The organism is Novosphingobium sp. SL115 (assembly GCF_026672515.1).
Classification (GTDB): Bacteria; Pseudomonadota; Alphaproteobacteria; order Sphingomonadales; family Sphingomonadaceae; genus Novosphingobium.
The window spans coordinates 1,354,757-1,374,967 of the sequence record NZ_JAPPRG010000002.1; the positions used below are offsets into that span (position 1 = coordinate 1,354,757).

The 20,211-nt window shown below is 59.6% G+C and carries 19 protein-coding genes; 10 read left to right on the forward strand and 9 right to left on the reverse strand.

What is annotated here, in order from left to right; genetic code table 11:
* The first annotated feature begins 20 nt into the window (after positions 1-20).
* From OVA07_RS08040 to OVA07_RS08050, 3 genes are read left to right on the forward strand one after another with little or no spacing between them, the layout of a single operon-like run.
* The gene (locus OVA07_RS08040) at positions 21-1,067 is read left to right on the forward strand and encodes a GHMP family kinase ATP-binding protein (RefSeq protein WP_268170933.1); all 1,047 of its coding nucleotides are present in this window, start codon (positions 21-23) and stop codon (positions 1,065-1,067) included.
* The gene (locus OVA07_RS08045) at positions 1,064-2,317 is read left to right on the forward strand and encodes an HAD-IIIA family hydrolase (protein ID WP_268170934.1); all 1,254 of its coding nucleotides are present in this window, start codon (positions 1,064-1,066) and stop codon (positions 2,315-2,317) included. Before OVA07_RS08040 ends, OVA07_RS08045 begins: the two co-directional genes overlap by 4 nt.
* Before the next feature lie 2 nt (positions 2,318-2,319).
* Positions 2,320-3,477, forward strand: coding sequence for an AGE family epimerase/isomerase (locus OVA07_RS08050; protein ID WP_268170935.1), 1,158 nt, complete (start codon positions 2,320-2,322; stop codon positions 3,475-3,477).
* Positions 3,478-3,513: 36 nt separating this feature from the next.
* Here the strand turns inward: OVA07_RS08050 and OVA07_RS08055 are convergent, their stop codons facing one another.
* Together OVA07_RS08055 and OVA07_RS08060 are read right to left on the reverse strand one after the other, a co-directional pair.
* Positions 3,514-3,690 (reverse strand): hypothetical protein, encoded by a 177-nt coding sequence (locus OVA07_RS08055; protein WP_268170936.1) that lies wholly within the window; start codon positions 3,688-3,690, stop codon positions 3,514-3,516.
* Positions 3,691-4,012: 322 nt separating this feature from the next.
* Complete coding sequence (locus OVA07_RS08060; RefSeq protein WP_268170937.1) at positions 4,013-5,170, reverse strand: polysaccharide biosynthesis/export family protein; 1,158 nt, start codon at positions 5,168-5,170, stop codon at positions 4,013-4,015.
* Positions 5,171-5,791: 621 nt separating this feature from the next.
* Between OVA07_RS08060 and OVA07_RS08065 the strand changes: the two genes are divergently transcribed.
* Genes OVA07_RS08065 through OVA07_RS08080 form a run of 4 tightly spaced genes read left to right on the forward strand, consistent with a single transcriptional unit; the run spans position 5,792 to position 9,333 of the window.
* The gene (locus OVA07_RS08065; protein WP_326493116.1) at positions 5,792-6,661 is read left to right on the forward strand and encodes a hypothetical protein; all 870 of its coding nucleotides are present in this window, start codon (positions 5,792-5,794) and stop codon (positions 6,659-6,661) included.
* Positions 6,661-7,470, forward strand: a complete 810-nt coding sequence (locus OVA07_RS08070) for an ABC transporter permease (RefSeq protein ID WP_268170939.1) — start codon at positions 6,661-6,663, stop codon at positions 7,468-7,470. The genes OVA07_RS08065 and OVA07_RS08070 overlap by 1 nt, the downstream gene beginning before the upstream one ends.
* A complete protein-coding gene (locus OVA07_RS08075) occupies positions 7,467-8,132 on the forward strand; it encodes an ABC transporter ATP-binding protein (RefSeq protein WP_268170940.1) in 666 nt (221 codons plus the stop codon). Before OVA07_RS08070 ends, OVA07_RS08075 begins: the two co-directional genes overlap by 4 nt.
* Before the next feature lie 22 nt (positions 8,133-8,154).
* Positions 8,155-9,333, forward strand: a complete 1,179-nt coding sequence (locus OVA07_RS08080) for a glycosyltransferase family 61 protein (RefSeq protein WP_268170941.1) — start codon at positions 8,155-8,157, stop codon at positions 9,331-9,333.
* A 20-nt stretch (positions 9,334-9,353) separates the two neighbouring features.
* Here OVA07_RS08080 and OVA07_RS08085 read toward each other — a convergent pair whose 3' ends face one another.
* Positions 9,354-10,598, reverse strand: coding sequence for a capsule biosynthesis protein (locus OVA07_RS08085; RefSeq protein WP_268170942.1), 1,245 nt, complete (start codon positions 10,596-10,598; stop codon positions 9,354-9,356).
* A gap of 185 nt (positions 10,599-10,783) precedes the next feature.
* On the opposite strand from OVA07_RS08085, the gene OVA07_RS08090 reads away from it, so the two are divergent.
* Positions 10,784-12,226 carry an LTA synthase family protein gene (locus OVA07_RS08090; protein ID WP_268170943.1) on the forward strand — a complete coding sequence of 481 codons (1,443 nt, stop codon included), beginning with the start codon at positions 10,784-10,786 and terminating at the stop codon, positions 12,224-12,226.
* Here OVA07_RS08090 and OVA07_RS08095 read toward each other — a convergent pair.
* On the reverse strand, positions 12,223-12,978 hold the full coding sequence (locus tag OVA07_RS08095) for an SDR family NAD(P)-dependent oxidoreductase (RefSeq protein WP_268172652.1): 756 nt from the start codon (positions 12,976-12,978) through the stop codon (positions 12,223-12,225). The genes OVA07_RS08090 and OVA07_RS08095 overlap by 4 nt on opposite strands.
* Positions 12,979-13,228: 250 nt before the next feature.
* Here OVA07_RS08095 and OVA07_RS08100 point away from each other — a divergent pair, with 250 nt between their 5' ends.
* Positions 13,229-13,846, forward strand: a complete 618-nt coding sequence (locus tag OVA07_RS08100) for a sterol desaturase family protein (protein ID WP_268170944.1) — start codon at positions 13,229-13,231, stop codon at positions 13,844-13,846.
* 26 nt (positions 13,847-13,872) lie between these two features.
* Here OVA07_RS08100 and OVA07_RS08105 read toward each other — a convergent pair whose 3' ends face one another.
* The 5 genes from OVA07_RS08105 to OVA07_RS08125 are packed head-to-tail and all read right to left on the reverse strand — an operon-like array spanning position 13,873 to position 19,157.
* Complete coding sequence (locus tag OVA07_RS08105; RefSeq protein WP_268170945.1) at positions 13,873-15,084, reverse strand: glycosyltransferase family 4 protein; 1,212 nt, start codon at positions 15,082-15,084, stop codon at positions 13,873-13,875.
* Positions 15,081-16,700: a capsular polysaccharide export protein, LipB/KpsS family gene (locus OVA07_RS08110; RefSeq protein WP_268170946.1), complete on the reverse strand. Its 1,620-nt coding sequence runs from the start codon at positions 16,698-16,700 to the stop codon at positions 15,081-15,083. Before OVA07_RS08110 ends, OVA07_RS08105 begins: the two co-directional genes overlap by 4 nt.
* The gene (locus tag OVA07_RS08115; protein WP_268170947.1) at positions 16,697-17,308 is read right to left on the reverse strand and encodes a histidine phosphatase family protein; all 612 of its coding nucleotides are present in this window, start codon (positions 17,306-17,308) and stop codon (positions 16,697-16,699) included. Before OVA07_RS08115 ends, OVA07_RS08110 begins: the two co-directional genes overlap by 4 nt.
* A gap of 21 nt (positions 17,309-17,329) precedes the next feature.
* A complete protein-coding gene (locus OVA07_RS08120; protein ID WP_268172653.1) occupies positions 17,330-18,139 on the reverse strand; it encodes a 3-deoxy-manno-octulosonate cytidylyltransferase in 810 nt (269 codons plus the stop codon).
* A 31-nt stretch (positions 18,140-18,170) separates the two neighbouring features.
* Positions 18,171-19,157: a KpsF/GutQ family sugar-phosphate isomerase gene (locus tag OVA07_RS08125; RefSeq protein WP_268170948.1), complete on the reverse strand. Its 987-nt coding sequence runs from the start codon at positions 19,155-19,157 to the stop codon at positions 18,171-18,173.
* Positions 19,158-19,359: 202 nt separating this feature from the next.
* Here OVA07_RS08125 and kdsA point away from each other — a divergent pair, with 202 nt between their 5' ends.
* A complete protein-coding gene (kdsA, locus tag OVA07_RS08130) occupies positions 19,360-20,190 on the forward strand; it encodes a 3-deoxy-8-phosphooctulonate synthase (protein WP_268170949.1) in 831 nt (276 codons plus the stop codon).
* Positions 20,191-20,211 lie beyond the last annotated feature (21 nt).

The following is a 20,211-nucleotide window of genomic DNA, read 5'->3' on the forward strand; positions in this document are numbered from 1 at the left end:
ATGAACCACCGGGTGTATTGATGGCGATTGTTTTTGATAATGTGCGTTCGCGCGCACCTTTGCGGCTGGGGCTGGGCGGTGGCGGAACGGATCTTGCCGACTATTGCTTCCATCACGGCGGGGTCGTGCTCAATGCCACGATTGATCGCTATGCCTACGCGCATCTGACGCGACACCGCGAGGGCGGGATCGTGCTGAAAGCCGACGATCTGGGCACCGAGGAAAGCCTGCCCTGCTCGCTTGATTTTGACATCCGGCAGGGCCTGTGCCTGCACCGTGCGGTCTATCATCACATGATGACCGAATATAACGGTGGTCAGGCGGTTCCGATGACAATCACCACCACCATCGACGTTCCGGCAGGATCAGGGTTGGGAGCGTCGTCCGCCCTCACGGTTGCGCTGATCGAGGCTCACGCCCTTGCTATGCAGCTTCCGCTGGGACCATATGACGTGGCGCGGTTGGCCTATGATATCGAACGGCGGCATCTGGGTCTGCTGGGCGGGATGCAGGATCAGTATGCTGCTGCGTTTGGCGGCTTCAACTTTATCGAATTTCTCAAGGATGAAGCAGGGGTTATCGTCAATCCGCTGCGCTTGCGGCGTGACCATCTCAATGAATTCGAATCCTCGCTAGTGATCTGCTTCAGCGGCCAATCACGGGAATCCGCCGATATCATCAAGGATCAGATTGGCGGGCTGAAGATCTACAACGATGAAACGCTGGCCGCGATGCACGATCTCAAGCAGCAAGCGCATCGCATGAAAATAAGCATCCTGTCCGGCGATATTCCCGGCATGGCTGATGTGTTGCGGGAATCCTGGCTGGCAAAAAAGCGTACAGCGGCATCGGTCAGCAATTCTACGGTTGATACGCTGCTTGAAGTGGCGCTTGAAAACGGTGCTTGGGCGGGCAAGGTATCGGGGGCAGGCGGCGGTGGTTTCATCATGCTGCTGGCCGATCCGGAACGGCGCTATGGCCTGATCCGCAAACTGAATCAGCATGGCGGTGAAGCCAGTGCGGTCAAGCTGACGTTCGAAGGCGCAGAAGCCTGGGCGGTTCGATGAGCGCGGCGGTAGGAGCGACGGTGGCAACAACGCAATGCGTTATCCTGCTGGGCGGACTGGGCACGCGGCTGGGCGAATTGACCCGTGAAACGCCAAAGCCGCTGTTGGGCGTTGGCGGCAAACCCTTCATCGATGTTCTCATTCGTGAAGCGGTCCGGCGCGGGTTCACCAACATTCTGCTGCTGGCAGGCTTCAAGGCAGACGTCGTTGCCGATTACGTGGACGAATTGCGCACGCGCTTGCCGTCCGGTTGCAAGGTGGAAATCTCGGTCGAGGATGAACCGCTCGGCACAGGGGGGGCGCTGGCTCACGCGGGCGATCTGCTGGATGATCGTTTCATCCTGTTGAACGGGGATACCTGGTTTGATTTCAACTGGCTGGATCTGGTGGAAACTGCGGGCGATGGAGCGGCAATCGCGGTTCGGGAAGTTCCGCTGGCCGACCGCTACGAAAGCCTTGAGATCGCGCCAGACGGGCAGGTGACAGCCATCGTGCCGCGTGGACAAGGGGCAAGGCCCGCCGCAATCAATGGCGGCGTCTATGTTCTTCGTCGCACCGATCTTGATGGCTTTTCTGGCAAGTTCTCGATCGAAAACGATCTTCTGCCTGAACTGGTCGTGCGCGGGGAACTGCGTGCAGCGCGGTATGCGGGGTTCTTTCTCGACATTGGCATCCCCGAAACCTTTGCCGCCGCCCAGCAATCCATTCCGGCACAGCAGCGTCGACCAGCGTTGTTTCTCGACCGGGACGGCGTGATAAATCATGATGACGATTACGTCGGCTCGTTTGATCGTGTGCGCTGGATCGATGGCGTGGCTACGGCCATCCGCAGGGCCAACGATCTGGGTTACTACGTGTTCGTCGTGACCAATCAGGCCGGCGTGGCGCGTGGTTTCTATACCGAGGCTGATGTTCTGAACCTGCATAATGCCATGGCTGCGGCCTTGCGTGCGCAGGGGGCCACGATTGATGACTGGCGCTATTGCCCTTTCCATCCCGATGGCAATGTGGACTGCTATCGCGCTGCGCATCCCTGGCGCAAACCGAATCCCGGCATGTTGCTCGACCTGATGCAGGGCTGGCCTGTCGATCCTGCGGGCAGCTTGCTGGTGGGCGATCAGCCAACGGATCTGGCCGCAGCACAAGCTGCTGGAATTGCCGCATTTCATTTCACTGGTGGCAATCTGGAACATTTCCTTGTCCCGCACCTTGATCGCCTGAATGACGCCAACCTAGCAGAGACTGCCTGACCATGACGACTGACCAGATTGCCCTGCAGCCCCACGCTGAATTGCAGATTGCCGCTGATCGCGCTTGCAACTGGCTGTGCGACGTTGCGGCGCCTTTGTGGGCTGAGCGAGGACGCACCGCATCGGGTCTGTTCGCCGAACGCATGACTCTGACGGGCGAGCCGGACAGCAGCTATTTCCGTACGTTTGTGCAGGCGCGGCACATCTATGCCTTTTGTGGGATTGGTCGCATGGGCTGGAATGGTCCATGGCGCGAACTCGTGACGCAGACTGTCGAGGTTTTGCTGAACAATGCGCGCAGGCCTGACGGTTTCTTTGTCCATCGACTTGCCGCCGATGCATCGGTGGCGGACGCGCGGGCTGACCTTTACGATCAAGCCTTCGTGCTGTTCGCGCTTGGTACCGCAGGCGGAGCCTTGGGCGAACCGCGCTGGTTTGATGCTGCCGAAGCCTTGTTTGACACTATTGAGCGGGAATGGTCGCATCCTGCAGGCGGCTTTACCGAAGGCGAGATTGTGGACCCGTCGGTCCGGCGGCAGAATCCGCACATGCATCTGTTCGAAGCTTCGCAGGCCCTTTGGGATGCGAGCGGTCGGAGCAGGTTTCAGGACCTGGCCTATCGTATTGCGGAATTGGCCGCAGGAAAGTTTATCGACCCGGCATCCGGTGCGCTGCTTGAATACTTCGAACAGGACTGGACGCCCGCAAAGGGCGATCGGGGCCGCATCGTCGAACCGGGACATTGCTTTGAATGGGCGTGGCTGTTCGATCGTCTGGCGCGCGCTGGATGGGTACATGGCGAAGATGTGGCCAGCCGTCTGATCGGCTTTGCTCGCAAGACGGGGATCGACCCTGTTCGCGGGGTGGCGATCAACGAAGTGCTGACAGATGGAGCGATCGCTGACGGAAAGGCCCGGCTCTGGCCGCAGACAGAGCGGATCAAGGCAGCGGTATCGCGCTATCACCGTAGCGGCGATGGTGCAGAGGCAGCCGAAGTGGTGGCTGCGCTGCGCGGGCTTGAACAGTATTATGCGGTAGAAACGCCGGGGCTGTGGCGCGATAAACTGGGCGCTGATGGCAACTGGCTCGATGAACTGGCACCGGGCAGTTCGCTCTATCACATCAGCTGCGCCTATGCTGAACTTGCAAGCTGCCGGTAAGCACGACGCAGGCGGAAAGCACCAGGCATCAGCCAATCAGGCATAGCGGTCATAAAACCTGATGTAGTCGATCAGGATGTTGCGCAACTGGCTCAGCAATTTATGGTCGGCCATGGTTTTGGCACGTTCAGCGCTGGGTTCCGTCACTTTCTCGCGCAAGGTCAGATTGAGCGGCTGCCCGACGAGTTCGCCCAGCTTTTTGCAAGGTCTCACTGGTTTTCATAAGATCCGATCACGATAAAGCGGCTTATGTCAAAATCGCTGAAATAGGATCAGCAAAGCTGTAGATTGTTGTCGAGCCAGTAATCATGTCGTGGATTGTCGCAGTGCGGCATTCCTTTCCAAAAATTTGCAAAGGGCGGCGATCAGTGTGGTCCCTAATGATCCGGGCCTATGGACCGAAATAACCATTCATATGCCAAATGCTTCGTTTCCCTGGCGTGAGTAGCGGCCAGGGAAACGGGCGTTGCGAAATGATTCAACATCTGACCGTTCAGATATGGATGCATCTCGTTGGCATCACTGTTGGGGCATTTTACTGGGCGATATTCGTGATCCCCACGATTGAGAAGGCCATCGATGAAACAATGTTCACGAACTTCTGCAGATCGGAAACCGGCGCGCTTGATACATAGACCACATCCTTGTTGCGAACCGGAAAGCCCTGCGCGACGAAAAATGATGCGGGATCGGAAAGGTCGATACGGTAGATGACCGGAACCTTGCCGTCGGGCGTTCGCGCCGTCGATGCCGCGCTTGCAGCGTCAAGCGCGGCAGGGTCTTCCAGCCGGAAAATGAAGACGCCGCGCGGGTTGGCCTTGTCATCGCGCAGCCCGCCGATGCGGCCAAGCGCCTGCGCCAACGTAATCCCGGTGCTTTCAAAGTTGACTTCAGCATTGCTCCCGGTCGCCCCCATGGCGATGAAACTGTAAGGCTGGAAATAGGCGGTCACCACATCATCGGGCTGCATCCGCACATTTTGTCGCGGATCACGGATGATCTGTTCCAGCGGCAGCGATACGGTGCGGTCGCTGCGGGATATCTGGATCATCGTTTTGCCCACTGGCTGGCGCACGCCGCCCGCGCCTGCCAGCACGTCAAGCAGGCGCTCCCCCCGTGCTGTCAGCGGCACCCGCGCGCTGCTTGCCACATCTCCCACAACGGTCACATTGGCCGATGCGTTGCGTACGATCCGCACAATGGCCTGAGGGTCATGCGCTTTGCCGGAAAGGCGGGAAACGATGTCGCTTTCAACCTGATGCGTGCTGCGTCCGGCCACGTTCAGGGCACCGGCAAAGGGGATGACGATACGGCCGGTGGTGTCGACCATCTGTTCAGGAATGGTGGTGCTGCGCATCGATGCGGCCGATGCAAGGCGCGCATCACTGCTGATCGAGCCGAACAGCACTGCTGGCGGAGCTTCCCATACCGAAATGTCCAGAACGTCGCCCTTGCCGATGACATTGCCAACCGGCTGTCCTTCGCCCAGCGCGTCGGAAAACAGTGCGGTCTGGCCGCTGGCGATGATCCTGCGCGCTACGGCGTCGGAAACGTCGACGATCTGGATCCGGGCATCTGCCAGCGGGCGCGTATCGGCCTTGTTGATCGCGCCTGTGCTGGGACCGCTGGCACCCAGCGATGAACATGCGGCGGTTCCGGCCAGCAGCATGACAAGCCCTGCAGCACGAAGCATGCGGATCGCTGCGTGGTCGCGTCCGGCGTTGTGGCCGTCCAATGGCGCCGGCTTGCGGCTCGAAGTCTGCACAGTCACATTAAACCTTTCATTGCGGACCGCGCTGTAATTGCACGAAGCGCGCCACTCAACGTATTTTGCCTGTCACACGAATCCGGCGAAATTTGAATGCGCCAATTTGGTCCAAGTTTGCGCTGCCTTGCCTGCCGCCGGGTTTATGGGACTTGTACGAGGCGCTGGTCAGGCTCCACTTGGGAAACAACGCGGTTCGGCGCACTTTGCAACCGGCCCCATTGCAAAAGAGTGCTCTTTGGCCCATTGCCCGTCGCGTTTTCTATCTGAGATACCCTTTGGGGTGGAGCAAGGAACTTTTAACCTGTCATGGTTGCTTCCGGCCTGAATAAATTGCTAAGAATCAATAAGCTGGCTCTGGCGACTATCGTCCTGCCAACCGCTTTGGCCATTCTGTATTTCGGCTTTCTGGCCTCCGATGTCTATATTTCGGAGTCCAGATTCGTTGTGCGCAGCCCTGATAAACCGGCCCCGTCTGGTTTGGGGGTCATCCTCAAGAGTGCTGGTTTTTCAACTTCCGGGGATGAAGTCTATGCGGCCCGCACATTCGTGCAGTCGCGCGATGCCTTGCGTGAACTGGACAAGGGCGGGGCGTTCAAGGCGGCCTATTCGGCTGGCAGCATTTCGATCTTCGATCGCTTCGCGCCGCTGCCAATGCTCGATTCCTTTGAAAGTCTTTACAAGTATTTCCAGAAAAAGGTGGTGATCGAAACCGATACCTCCACCTCGATCAGCACGCTTACCGTGCGCGCCTATACGCCGCAGCAGGCGGTGGCGTTCAACCAGCGACTGCTGGAAATGGCCGAAGCCACGGTAAACAAGCTGAACGAACGCGGACGGCAGGATCTTATCCGCTACGCCACTGCCGAAGTCGACGAAGCAAGGCGTCAGGCCTCAGCAGCTTCGGTGGCACTGGCGGCCTACCGAAATGAGGCAGGTGTGGTCGATCCGGAAAAGCAGGCTGCAGTGCAATTGCAGATGGTGTCAAAGCTTCAGGACGAGCTGGTCGCCACCAAGATGCAGCTTGTCCAGTTGCGGACATATACGCCGCGCAACCCGCAGATTGAGGTCATGCAGACCAAGTCCGTGGCGCTGCAGAAGGAAATCGAACAGCAGTTGGGGCAGGTTGCCGGCAATTCCCGCTCGCTTGCCGGAACCGCCGTGCGCTATCAGCGCCTGCTGGTGGAAAGCTCGTTTGCCGACAAGCAACTGGCAAGCGCGCTCGCCTCGCTTGAACAGGCGCGCAACGAAGCCCGCCGCAAGCAGGCCTATGTCGAACGCATCGTATCGCCCAACACCCCTGATGCCCCTCTCGAACCTCGCCGCTGGCGTGGTATTCTGGCCACTTTCGTCGCCAGTTTGTTGGCGTATGGCATCGTCAAGATGCTGCTGGCCAGCCTGTTTGAGCACCGTGACTGATGACGGACACGCTACCGCCAGCTAGTATCAGATCGTTCCGGCGATCTCTGGCGATTCAGATTCGTGTGGTATGGGCGTTGATGTTGCGCGAAGTTCTGACGCGGTATGGTCGCCACAATATCGGTTTGTTCTGGCTTTACGTTGAACCGATGATGTTCACCATCGGCGTCACAATTCTCTGGTATGCCATTGGTGCAAACCATGGTTCGAATCTGCCTATCATGGCATTCGCACTGACTGGCTATTCTACCATTCTGTTGTGGCGCAACATGCCAAACCGCGTGGTTATGGCGGTTTCGTCCAATTTGTCGCTGATGTATCACCGTAACGTGCGCGTGATCGATCTGTTTGCGTCACGCCTTTTGCTGGAATTCATCAGCGTCACGTCTTCGTTCTTTTTTCTGACCGTGCTCTTCGGTTTCACAGGATATATGGATCCGCCAGAAGATATTCTGGCGCTGTGCGGAGCGTGGATGGTTACGGCATGGTTCGGCGGTTCGCTGGCGCTGTTCCTTGGTGCTGTCGGGGAAAAATCCGAACTTGTCGAAAAGCTCTGGCATCCGCTTGCTTACATACTCTTCCCGCTTTCTGGCGCGGCGTTCCTAGCAGATGCGTTGCCGCCCGGCACGCGAGAGAAGATGCTGCTGATTCCCATGGTCCACTGCACCGAAATGATCCGTGAGGCTTATTTCGGCAGCAAGGTGACCGCGCATTACAATCTGGGATATCTCGTGTCGTGGAACATGATCCTGACGATTTTGGGCTTGTCGATTGAGCGACAGTTGAGCCGGGAGATTATTCCGGAATGATCCGCCTCGAACATGTCGACAAGATCTACAAGACCGGGCACGGGCCAACTCAGGTTCTGACCGACGTTAACCTTGAGGTGAAGCGCGGCGAACGTCTGGCGATCATCGGGGGCAATGGCGCGGGCAAATCAACTTTGATCCGCATCATTAGTGGTATCGAAATGCCGACCAACGGTAATGTCGATACCCGGATGCGGATTTCGTGGCCGCTTGCATTTTCCGGTGCGTTTCAGGGCAGCCTGACCGGGGTCGACAATGTCCGTTTCATCTGCCGCATCTATGGGCAGGACTGGCGAGACGCGCTTGGCTTTGTTGATGATTTTTCCCAACTTGGCAAATATCTGCGCGAACCGATCAAGACCTATTCGTCGGGTATGCGCGCCCGGCTTGCCTTTGCCATATCCATGATGATCGAATTCGACTGCTATCTTCTGGATGAGGTTTTCGCCGTTGGCGACGCCCGTTTTCAGGCGCGCTGTCAGGAGGAACTCTTCGGCAAGCGTGCAGATCGCGCGTTCATCATTGTCTCGCACGATGCGCGCTTTCTTTTTGACCATTGTGAGCGGGGTTCCGTGCTGCGCCGTGGCGTTCTGACTCACTATTCCAGCCTTGTCGAAGCGCAGGAATCGCATGACGAATATATGCGCTCAGGCGCGCCATAATGCTGTTCAATAGAGTTCCAAGATGCTGAAAATCTACAAGATCGTTGAACTCGACTGCAAATTTACCGACAGGATACCTCAGTCATACCAGGATGATCCTGCAATTTCCGCTGCCTTGGCGGCGGTGTCCTATCGCCCGCTCTTGCGCAACTGGACGCTGCGGCCCGATGATCGCCTGTTCGTATTGGACGACCCTTATAATCAGCAATTGCGGTCAGGCTATGAAGACATGGCAGCGCAGGCGCATGCCATTGCCCCCTGTGGTGAACTGCTGTTTGAACGGATATGGTGCCTTGGCCGTGATGGTCTGCGTGTCGATTGCGACAATGGCGTTGTCTTTATCGGCCACAGCGTAAACTGGAGCCGGGAATATTTTAACTGGTGGATCGAAGCCAGCGATGTGGGTTTCATTCAATGGCTGAATGACGATACATTCCTTGCTGATTTCGGTGAATCCGAACGTCGCGACGATGACATCGTGATGATGAAAGCTCCCGGTTACGGGATTTTCGGCCACTGGTTGCTGGATCTTGTGCCGCAGCTTGTTCTCACCCGGTTCATGGCAGCAAGTGATGATGTCCGTTTTGTCTTCGATCATCTGACCGACTGGATGAAGACCCTGCTGGTGGCGGTCGGGATTACGCATGTCGATTCATATCAACATTTGCTGACCGAACATCATCACATGCGCATGCCAACCGGGCTGAAGTGCGGCTTTGCGCTGGCCCAGCCGATAAATGGGCTTGCATGGTCAGAACTGCGCGCGCGTTTCAACCATATGAACTGCAGTGCGGCCCCTGCACCGGCAACGCGCTTGTTCATCAGCCGCAAGAAATGGGCAGGGCAACGCTCACTGGCGGACTATGCGCTACTTGAAGATATGATGGCGTCGCTGGGCTTCACCATTTTCTATCCCGAAGAGCATGATCTGACAGCGCAGGCCCATGCTTTTTCGGCAGCGCGTCTGATCGTGGGTGAAGATGGCAGCGCGTTGCACTCGGTATTGTTTACGCAGCCCGGTGCCGTGCTTGGTATATTGATGCAGCCTGATCGAATGAACCTGTGGCATGCTGGCATCTGCGACACGATGGGGCACAGACTGGCATATCATCAATTGCCCGCTGCCGATCCGTCAGGTGATGCGCCCCTTGATCTGGATGCCATCGCCACGTTCGTCCAGCGACTGGAGGCGGCGGGGTAAGGGGCAAGACTCTCTCCCCTTCACTCCGGAACCATCGGGGCCCCTTCAAACCGGGCGACCGCATGGCGTACCACCATCGCCAGCGCTTCTTCTGAAAAGAAGCCGCCGGGGATCAGGCAGCGGTCGATCAATACACGGCGAAACGCGGCATAAGTCTGCGCATCGGGGGCAGGGGGGCGTTGCCAGAAAGCGTCCAGCCCGTCCTGTGCGGTAATCCCGGCGATGTCGTAGACCGCGCTGCCCAACACGACTACGGGGATGCCCATCGACAGGCCCAGTGTTCCGCTGGTGCTGTTGATCGTGACCATGCCCTGCGCGCGCCGGGCCACAGGCACGATATCGCCGCTGGCAAGGTAGTCCACCCGATCGGCCACGCCGTATCGCACGGCCATGTCGGTGGTGATCTGCTGCCAGTCACGCACCCCGTTATCCAGCGGATGCTCTTTCACAACCAGCCGTGTGCCTTTTGCAGCATGGGCGGCGAACGAGGCGACGACCACGCGCAATGCTTCGGCTATCCCGGCAAACGGTGAATGCAGACGGATCTGTGCATCAGAATCAAGCTGCAGCGGGAACAGGAAATAAGGATCGTCCGATGCCTCTATCCGCGCCATCAGCGCGGCGGCCTGTGCATCACGCACTTTGCGCCGGCGCAGTTTGCGCAGCCACCCCATGCCTTCGACCAGCGGATGCCAGGGGCGATGGTTGTTCCAGTGCGAATAGTGCCACCGCGTCAACACATCGGCCACGTTATAGGCCAGGCCTTCAGTGGCCCTGCGGCGGAATGACGATGCCACCTGCCGGTGTTCGGGCACTGGCGGCAGCGCGGCTGCCGTATCCAGATACCATTGCGGATCGCGCGGCAGGGTGGAATGCCCGTTCACGCCGCCTTTTTCCAGCGTCACCCAATCGGGCCGGACATACCCTTCCTCAAAAACATGCACCGGTATCTGTAATGCGCGGCACACCTGCGTTGCCGCCATGTGATGATCGCGGCAGTCGCCAAACAGGATTACATCGGTGATCTGTTTTTCGGCAATGATCTGTTCAAGCGCGGCAGGCCAATCTTGCAGCGTGCCACGATAATCGATGCCACCGGGCAGCCGCCAGTAAAGCCGGTCGCCGCCGTTGAAGTTGACTTTGTGAACACGATGTCCGGCTTTCATCAGCCCCTGACCAAGACGGCGGAACAGCGGACCCATCAGGCCTTGCAGCAACAGTACGCTACGCTTCGCACGACGGGGCATATTGGTAACATCTTCCATGAATTTGCCGCTTAACAACAGTTTGCTGGCTGGTCGATGTATGACCTGTGGTTTCTCCCGCACAATTCAGTCCGTAAAGGCGACGTCGTGCGATGACAGGCACGGACCGGCTTGGTATGGGCACCGCCTGCAAATACGCTATGCGTTGTTTTGATTTTGGAAAGCTGGAGGCAGGCAAGGTGCTGATGTTTCTGGCATTCTTGGTAGGCGCGCTGCTACTCGACGCGACAGTCAAGCCCCGCCCTGCCATTCGGGTGTTGTTGCACCTGCGCAGCATGGCGGGCCTGTGCCTGCACACGCTGATCGTCGCTTCGGTCTTCGGTCTGCTCCTGCTGCTGTGTGGCAATGTCCCCGCCGCTGCCCTGTTGTCGCTTGGCATCGTTGCCCTTTTTACCATCGTTTCCAATGCCAAGCGGGCCATGCTGGGCGAAGCGCTGGTCTTTTCCGACCTTGCCCTGATCGGTGCGGTATTCCGGCATCCGCAGTTCTATCTTTCGGCACTGGGGCCGGTGCAGAAGGCCGCGCTGGGAGCGCTGGGGGTGCTTCTGCCGGTGACGCTCTGGGCGCTATTCGTGCCTCTCTGGCAACCCCATGTCATCGGACTCGCCATGGTGCTGGGCGGCATCACGCTGATCCGTGTGCTGTTGCGTCTTTCGCCGTGGGCGGACTTGGCGCAAACGCCCGATGCCGAGGCCGATGTCGAGCGGCATGGGTTGCTGCCGACCATCCTGCTTCACTGGCAGCGGTGGCGTGAAACCCCCGATCCGGCACCCCGCGTTCCGTTTCCCGCCCGGCCAGCAGATCGGGCCAATGAACGCCCTGTTGCGGTGATCGTGCAGTGTGAATCCTTTGCCGATCCGGTCGAACTGTTCGGCAATGCCGCGCTGTCGCTGCCCGGACTTGCCGCCGCGCGCGCGCAGGCTTGGCAGTGGGGCAACCTGATGGTCAGCGGCTTTGGCGCTTATACCATGCGCACCGAATATGGCGTGCTGTTCGGGCGGGGGGAAGATGAACTGGGATTCCGCAGGTTCGATCCCTTCCTTACCGCACAGGGCGAAGCCAGTTATGCCCTTCCTGCGCGCCTTCACGGTGCAGGTTGGCACAGCCTGTTTGTCCACCCCCACGATCTGCGGTTCTACAACCGTGAAGAGATTATGCAGGCAGGCGGTTTTGCCGAACTGGTGGGCGAAGATCGCTTTTCCCCGCCGGGGCCGGGTGAGGGGCGTTATGTCAGCGATGCAGCCATCGCGGGCGAGATCATGCGGCTGGCCCGCGATGCTGCGACCGCAACGCTGATCTATGCGGTCACTATCGAAAACCACGGGCCATGGGCGGCCAGTCCGGCCGAGCTTGAACATGATTACATGCGTCTGGTGCGTAAAGGCGATGCCATGCTGGCCGGCCTGAGCCATGATCTTGGCACTTTGGGCCGCCCGGCCACGCTGGTGTTTTTTGGCGATCACCGCCCTGCCATCCCCGGTCTTTCCATGCCGGGCGGCGCACGGCACACGCCTTATGTGATTATAAGGCTGGATTCGCAGGGAGATATCATTCCAGGTGAAAGGCGTAAGGTGGATCTCACCCCGGCCGATCTGCACCACACGGTGGCTGAATTGCTGGCATCCTAACGTCCTTCAGGAGCCAGCGCCTGCAGCAGCCGTTCCCGCACGGGGCGCGGCAACATGCGGTCAACCACCCGCAGCAGGGCAAAGGGCCATGGCATGATGACGTGGCTTGTGCCGCGCGCTGTGGCCCTTGCTATCAGTGCTGCTGCGCGCTGTGCGCTCAATGCCAGCGGTTTCGGGCCGGGCACGTTGCGGGCAGCTTGCGTGTTGATGAACCCAGGCGAGACCAGGGTCACGCTTACCCCATGTCGTTTCAGGTTTATGCGCAAACCTTCGGCAAACCGCGCCAGCCCTGCCTTCGATCCGGCATAGGCGGTGGCAAAAGGCAGGGCGTGGAACGCGGCGGCCGATCCGATCAGCACGATCTGCCCTTTGCCCCGCGCTGCCATCCGCTCGCCCAGTGCCGTGGCAAGCGCTGCTGGTCCGGCAAAGTTTACCTGCACCATTTCGGCTACCGTCAGCGCATTTTCGCATCGTGCGCCCGCATCACGAATGTCGCCCCGGCCGGATGCGATCACCAGCAAATCGAATGGTGTTGCCGTGTCTGCTGCCGTGGCTCGGTCCAGCATAAGGCGGGTATCATTCAAATCGACGCTGGCGGTGTCTGTCGTGCGTGCTCCAGCGTCGGTGCAGGCGCGGGATATGCGGTCCAATCGCGCGGCATCGCGGCCCCAAAGGGTCAGGCTGGCCCCCAGTCCGGCGTAATGGCAGGCCAGCGCCCCACCCAGTTCGCCCGATGCGCCCACGATCAGCACCTGCAAAGCAGGCGCCTGTGCTGCCGATTTATATCGGGAATGGATTAAATTATCTGTCATCACTTCAACACTATTCCCATGGACGGCTCGTCCATTGAAAATCGCTGGTTTATGTTGCAGTGCGGAAATTTTGACCAGAGTGGCTTCGGATTTATCGCACTCCACTTGTCGAAAATCTGCGGTCACCCCAACCATAACCCACTGAATTACGCTTGACATGATGGGCGGTGTCTTGTCCAGCATACCCCTAATGGCAAGTCGCAATCAACACGATGGGCAGGTCCGGCTGTTTCGTAACGAACGGCTTGAAAGTTTGACCAGGATCTCGCTGCCCGGCTTCTTGATTGTCTGGGCTATCGGCTTGCCGTTCATCGCATGGACTGCCGCAGGGACTGTGGATTGGGCGCACGCTATTGCGCTGGTCGCGCTTGGTGTCGCGGTTTGGTCCCTGTTTGAATACGCGATGCATCGCTTCCTGTTTCACTGGGAATCGCGCAGCGCGCTGATTCGCGGTTGTGTGTTCGTGATGCACGGCAATCACCATGATGTGCCCAATGATCCCCTGCGCAACCTGATGCCACCCATCGGCAGTTTTCCCATTGCGGGTGTCGTTTGGGCGGTGTGCCATCTGGTTGTGGGCAGTGCTGCCAACTGGACGTTCTTCGGCTTCATGTTGGGCTATGTCGCGTATGATCTGGTGCATTATGCCTGCCACCAGTGGCCCATGCGTGGACGGTTCGCGCAGATGTTGAAGAAGCATCACATGCGGCATCATCACGTCGAAACCGGCGGCAACTATGCCATTACCGCGCTGTTCTGGGACCGTGTTCTGGGCACCGCCATAACCTCGCTCAAACCGCGCGGCTGATTGCGGCGCGGCGCCACACCGTATTCTTACGGGCAAAGCCCGGCGATTGCTTCAGCCGCAATCTTCATATGCCGGTCCCATGTTGGCTCTTGCCATGTGTCTAGGCGCTGCATTTGCGCGACATGCGTCGGCCCCCGACAGGCGTGGTCCAGTATCGCGGCTTTCCAGCCCGGCCCGTCCAGCGGATCGATATAATCGGGCGCATCGCCGCCCACTTCATGGTGCGCAGGGATATCGCTGCAGATCACCGGTACGCCCACTGACAGCGCTTCGGCCACAGGCATTCCAAACCCTTCGGCAAAGGACGGCATCAGCAACGCGCGCGCGCCGCGCAACAGCGTGGCCAACTGGACGTCGGAACAGCCGCTCACTTCCTCCACATGCGGGCGCAGCGCGGGGCAGCGGTCCAGCATGTCCAGAACCTGCTCATTCTCCCACCCGCGCTTGCCGATGATGACCAGCCGGGGCACGTCGCCTGCTGGCAGGGTTTCGGCAAGATGCCGCCACAGGTGCAGCAGCAGCAGGTGGTTTTTGCGCGGCTCTATCGTGCCAAGGCAGACAAACCATGGCCGTTCATCCGGTCCGGTCTTGGCTGGGGCGCTGATTGAGGGGGGGGCCATCGGTTCGGTGCCCAACAGGGCTACATGCACGTCGATGTTTCGCCCGCTACGCTCTATCCACGGCTGGAACGAGCGCCCCGTTGCCGCAGAATTGACGATAACCGCATCGGCGCAGGCCGCCAGCGTATCCATGCGTTTGCGATGCAGATCTGCGCCACCAGGCCGCGCATATTCGGGAAATTCTATCGGGATTAGATCGTGCACCATGCACACGAAGCGCGCACTTTCCTGTGCCAGAATCCTGCGCACCTTGTCGGTGCGGGTCAGGTGGTGAGGCGATACTTGGACATAGACTGGACGATTGCCTGCCTCCTTGCCGGATGGTCGTTTCGGCAGCAGGCGTGCCAACCATGGCAGGACCGACGGGATCGACCGTTGGCGCGGGCCATTATCTTCAGCCGTCCAGCGGTGGTCCAGTTCATCAAGATACGCGAGCGCCACTTCCGGTGCGATCCGACCATACAGGCCGGTGGGATGAACGGCGGCAAACGCCAAGGCATTGCCATACAGCCGCTGCAACCCGCGGGCATAGGCCATTTCCACGCGGTCCACCCCCGATGGCGTGGAATAGCGGACGCGCGAAATCAGGCGCGATATGTCAAGGATGACCGCGCTCATCGCAGCATCGCCATAAGCCGTCCTTGCCATTTGCGGATCGGCGCGACCCAGCCCAACCGGTTGGGCGCGCGCGCCTGCGCCATGCGCGCCACCAGCACTTCGGGCGGGCAGGGCAGGCCGGTGACCGGGTCCAGATAGCGCGGATACAGGATCAGCACGCCCGCCACCAATTCATCCAGCGAAAGCCGCCGCTGCCGCCGTTCGGGCACTTCGCCCAGATCGCGGGTCAGACCCCAGCCGGCATAGAAGGGCGTGCCGTGGCAGGTTACCTCCCGCCCGCGCATAAGCGCTTCGAAACCGGTCAGCGATGTCAGCACATGCACGGCGTCCACCCGATCCAACAGGGCCGCCATGCCGCCGCCGCGCACGATGCGGTCGGCAAATTGCAGCGCGGCATCGTCAGCAACGGCACCCTTGCGGTGCCCGGCATCGACATCGGGGTGGGGGCGGAACCAGATTTCAGCATCCGGCTCCATTGCCCGCACGCGGCGTAGCAGTTCAAGGTTGGATTGCAGACCGCCGCCTCCGGCGAGCACCGACATGTCATCTTCGACTTGCGCCGGGACAAGCACAAGGCGGCGATCGGGCTGTCGTTGGGGCACGTCCTGCGCAGGGGCCGCCCCGGTGCCGACATGGTATTTGCTGATGCCTGCTTTCACGATGGTTTCGCGTAGGGTTCTGGCGCGTTCCAGAAGCCTTGGGTTGAAGCAGGCACCGTTCAGGTATGTTTCAAGGTCGCTTGGGTCACGCGGGTCAAAATGGATACCGGCATGGTCAACCACCACGGAACTGGGCGGAACAAGGTTGCTGCCAAGCCCCACCGACCGGACAAAACCATCCTCAACTCGTACCAGCGGGGTGCGCTGTTCACGCGCCTGTGCGATCAATCCGGGCGAAACGCGCGATGGCCAAATTGCCACGCCGCCGCCATGTTTCCTTGCAATAGCAAGTGCTTGTGTGCCATTACGGGCAAAGCGTAGCGGCATTTCGGGCACCCATAGAAACCGCCGGATTTCCTCGCGCTTCCACCACGCCATGCCCGCCGCGACTGCGATCTGCCGGTTGGCTGCGATCAGCCGCCGCCATTCCGCCAGCAGTTCAACCGTGGCCTCCAGCGTTGTCGGCTTGCCGGTGAAAGGATCGAAATAGGCAGCATTCGCAATGGCTTGAAAGGCATTCCCATCGAGCGTCGCGTCATCGTCTTCCGGCCCGCCGAACCGCCCGGACGAAAGCACCTGTGTTTCCACCCCGGCAATTCGCGCCAAGGCCAGCCATTCGTCATCGCCATGCACGATCAGGCGGCCGGCGCCCTCCAACACGGACCATGGATCTACCGATTGCGATGGGGCAATCCACAGTGCTACGGCTGTGATTCCGGCATCAAGTGTTGCCGCTAGGTTTTCCGCGTCTAGCGCCGAAGCGGGGCGGATCAACACTGTTGCGGGCTTGTCCAGTCTGGCTGGTTCCGCCCAGAACGTCCCGCCGACACGGGCTTTTCGCACAAGTGCCAAGGCATCCGTTGTGCTAGAAACTCCCGCCAGATCGACGGAAATATGAACCGGCGCGCCGGGAAATGGCGGCGCGCGGAGAATGGGGGCAGGGGCTGGCAGAGTCATGGTCGCTGGCCCCAACATGGCACGTCCAGCGCGCCGTCAGGCAGGCGGCGGATCACGCCATAGCCACCGGTCGGCAACTTCAGCGAAGGCAGCGTCGGCGCTATGGAGCGCAAGGCGGAATCGGCGAGGAGCGCAAACCGCGCCGCGCCATTGCTGGTGACCAACAAGGTTGGCGGGCAATTTTCCGTCAAGCTTGCCAAAACGGTCTGCCACGCTGCGATCCGTCCGTCGGCATCGACGATCCAGCCGGGCGGCGGACTGGCGGATTTGTCCCATGATTCTAGTGCGGAAACGCCAATGCGGGCAACGACGTCGGCCTCGCTGCGGTTCTCATCCGGGCCATGATCGATTTCGCGCAGGAAGTCGGCAGTCTGGATGGATACGGCACCGGTCTGTGCTGCCAGAATGGCCTGTGCGGTCTGCATCGTGCGCAGCAACGGCGAAACCAGTGCGCGGCTGAACTGCCAACCCATTCCGGCAAAGTGCGCGCCCAGCAGGCCTGCCTGTTCATGCCCCCTACCGGTCAACGGCAAGTCGGTGCGGGCGCCAATCCGACGTGGCGTTTCTTCAGCGCCGAAGGTGTTGCCGTGGCGGACGATGACAAGCATGGTGCGGACTAGTGCTTCTGGTCAGACCGGAAAAGGATCGCCCAAGCGGGCGATGGCCTGTTCAGCCATAGCAAGGTCTTGCGGCGTGTCGATGCCGGAAAGCACATGTGCGGGGACGTCCACCGAAACAGTCGCGATGGTCCAGCCGTTTTCGATAAAGCGCAGTTGCTCCAGCCCTTCGATCCTTTCGTAGGTGCCGGGGGCGGCGGCGGCGAACCATTCCAGCGCGGGCAGGGTATAGCCATAGAGGCCAAGGTGCTGCCACACCGGGCAGGGCGCTGTTTCCCGCAATTTTGCCTCGTTGCGGATGGCAGGAATGATGGTTTTGGAAAACCACAGGGCGCGCCCGGTGGCATCACGGGTGCAGGTGGTGCCGCTGAACGGTGCGGACAGTTTATGCTGACGCAGTCGGTCCAGTCTGTCCCAATCTAGTTGGAAAACCGGAGTGGCGACATCGGCTCCGCCGGTGCGCAGCGTGCGCAGCAGATTGGCGACGATGGCTGATGGAATGAATGGTGCATCGCCTTGCAGGTTGATAATGCGCGCAGGCTTTTTCGACCGTAGCAGGGCCGCAGCGTGGGCGCGCATGGTGCCGGAATCGAGGTCAGCAGACGTCATCGCCACACAGGCGCCGATTGCGTGCGCATGATCGGCAATACGCGCATCATCGGTGGCCACAACCACGTCGCAATGTCCTGCATCTGCTGCTGCCGCGCGTGCCACGGCCACGACCCGTTCCAGCAAGGTGCGCCCTGCGATGGGCAGTAAGGGTTTGCCCGGCAGGCGGGTGGAGCCAAAGCGTGCCGGCACGACGATCAGATCGGCAGGCATTTCATCCGCCGGTAGGCCGGAATCGGTCCGTTCAGACAATTCCGGCCCTTACGATGTCGTGCATGTGGACAACGCCGACCAGCTTTTCCCCATCAACCACGAACAGCACCGAGACGGCATTTTCGTTGAGAATGCGCAGCGCGTCCGAACACAACATTTCGCGCGGCACTGCCACCGGGTTGGGCGACATGTGCAGGCCGATTTCGTCTTCCAGACTGTAGATTGCGATACAGCGCCGCAGATCGCCATCGGTGAATGCGCCGACAAGGCGATCATCACCCTCGATTACGGCAGTTGCGCCATAGCGCTTTCGGCTCATTTCAATGGTAGCACTGCTGAGTGACGCGGTGCGGTTGACCTTGGGTATAGCCGCGCCGGTGCCCATCACATGATCGACGGTCAGCAATTGTGCGCCCAGCTTTCCGCCGGGATGGAATATGCGGAAGTCAGAAGGCGTGAATCCGCGTGCTTCGATAAGGGCGACGGCCAGCACGTCGCCCAGTACCAGTTGCAGCGTGGTGGATGATGTGGGGGCAAGATCGTTCGGACAGGCTTCACGCACTTGCGGCAGATCGAGGCAGATATCGGCGGCGCGGGCTGCAGTGCTGTCCGCATGAGCCGTCGCCACGATCAGAGTTATGTCAAAATGGTTGCAGTAGTTGAAGATATCGGCGAGTTCGCTCGTCTCTCCCGACCATGTGATGGCCAGAACGATGTCGTTCGAAGTAATCAGCCCAAGATCGCCGTGGCTGGCTTCGCCGGGGTGGAGGAACAGCGCAGGCGTGCCGGTTGACCGTAATGTTGCGGCAATCTTGCGGCCAATGTGGCCACTTTTGCCCATGCCGCTGACAACAACGCGGCCTCGCGTCCGGGCCATGGCATCGATTGCGCGACGCAATGCGGTGCTGAACTGGTAGTCTTCAAGAACATTCTTGAGAGATTCCAACGCCTGAATTTCGGTGTCGACAGTTTTTAGTGCAGAAACCTTGTATGGATTGTGGGGCAATTCTGCGTTCATCTGTTTCTTTTTTACCTGCATATTCGAACGTCTCTTCTGTCATTCCTGCGCGTAGCCCCCTCCGCCAGGTTTCAGATGATCGAAATAACTAGCCGTTGTCAGTGGCCATGTTCTTCGCCAAGGAGTTCTTCATTCCATCCTGATGGCCATAGACCGTTCTAGACGGCATTGCCAATGCCAAGAAAAGTGAGCCACGACACTTATGCTGCTTTGCAACCATCATATCGGAGGAAAAAACCCGCTGTTCGTGATCGCCGGGCCGTGTGTGATCGAGAGCGAGCATCATGCGCTTTCTGTAGCCGAGAGTCTTGCAGCATGCGCAGCACGCCTTGGTATTCTTCTGATTTACAAGAGTTCCTTCGACAAAGCGAACCGTAGTTCGGACAAGTCGTTTCGCGGTCCAGGTATCGATGAAGGTTTGCGCATTCTGGAAAAGGTGCGTGCGACGACTGGGTTGCCGATACTGACCGATGTGCATGAGCGAGAACAGGTTGCCGCGGTGGCGCAAGTGGCGGACGTATTGCAGACTCCTGCTTTCCTCGCTCGTCAGACTGATTTCATTGCTGCTGTTGCAGCATCAGGCAAGCCGGTGAACATCAAGAAGGGCCAATTCATGGCCCCCGCCGACATGATGCAAGTTGCGGCAAAGGCACGCAATGCAGCCAGCGCCGCCGGGCAGAATGCGGACAACTTCATGCTGTGCGATCGTGGTGTTTCGTTTGGCTATAATACGCTGGTTTCAGACATGCGTGGATTGGCAATCATGGCGCAAACCGGGTGTCCCGTGGTGTTTGATGCCACCCATTCCGTGCAACAGCCCGGCGGGCTTGGCGAAAGGTCGGGTGGACAGAGCGAGTTTGTGCCACTGCTGGCGCGGGCGGCAGTGGCTGCGGGCGTGGCGGGCCTCTTCATGGAAACGCACCCTGATCCTGCCAATGCCCTGTCTGATGGGCCAAACGCGCTGCCACTTGCTGATTTTGAACCGCTTGTGGCGAAGTTGCAGGCGATTGACGCGCTGGTAAAGGCCGCTTAGTTCGCCTCCTTGGGGACGTGC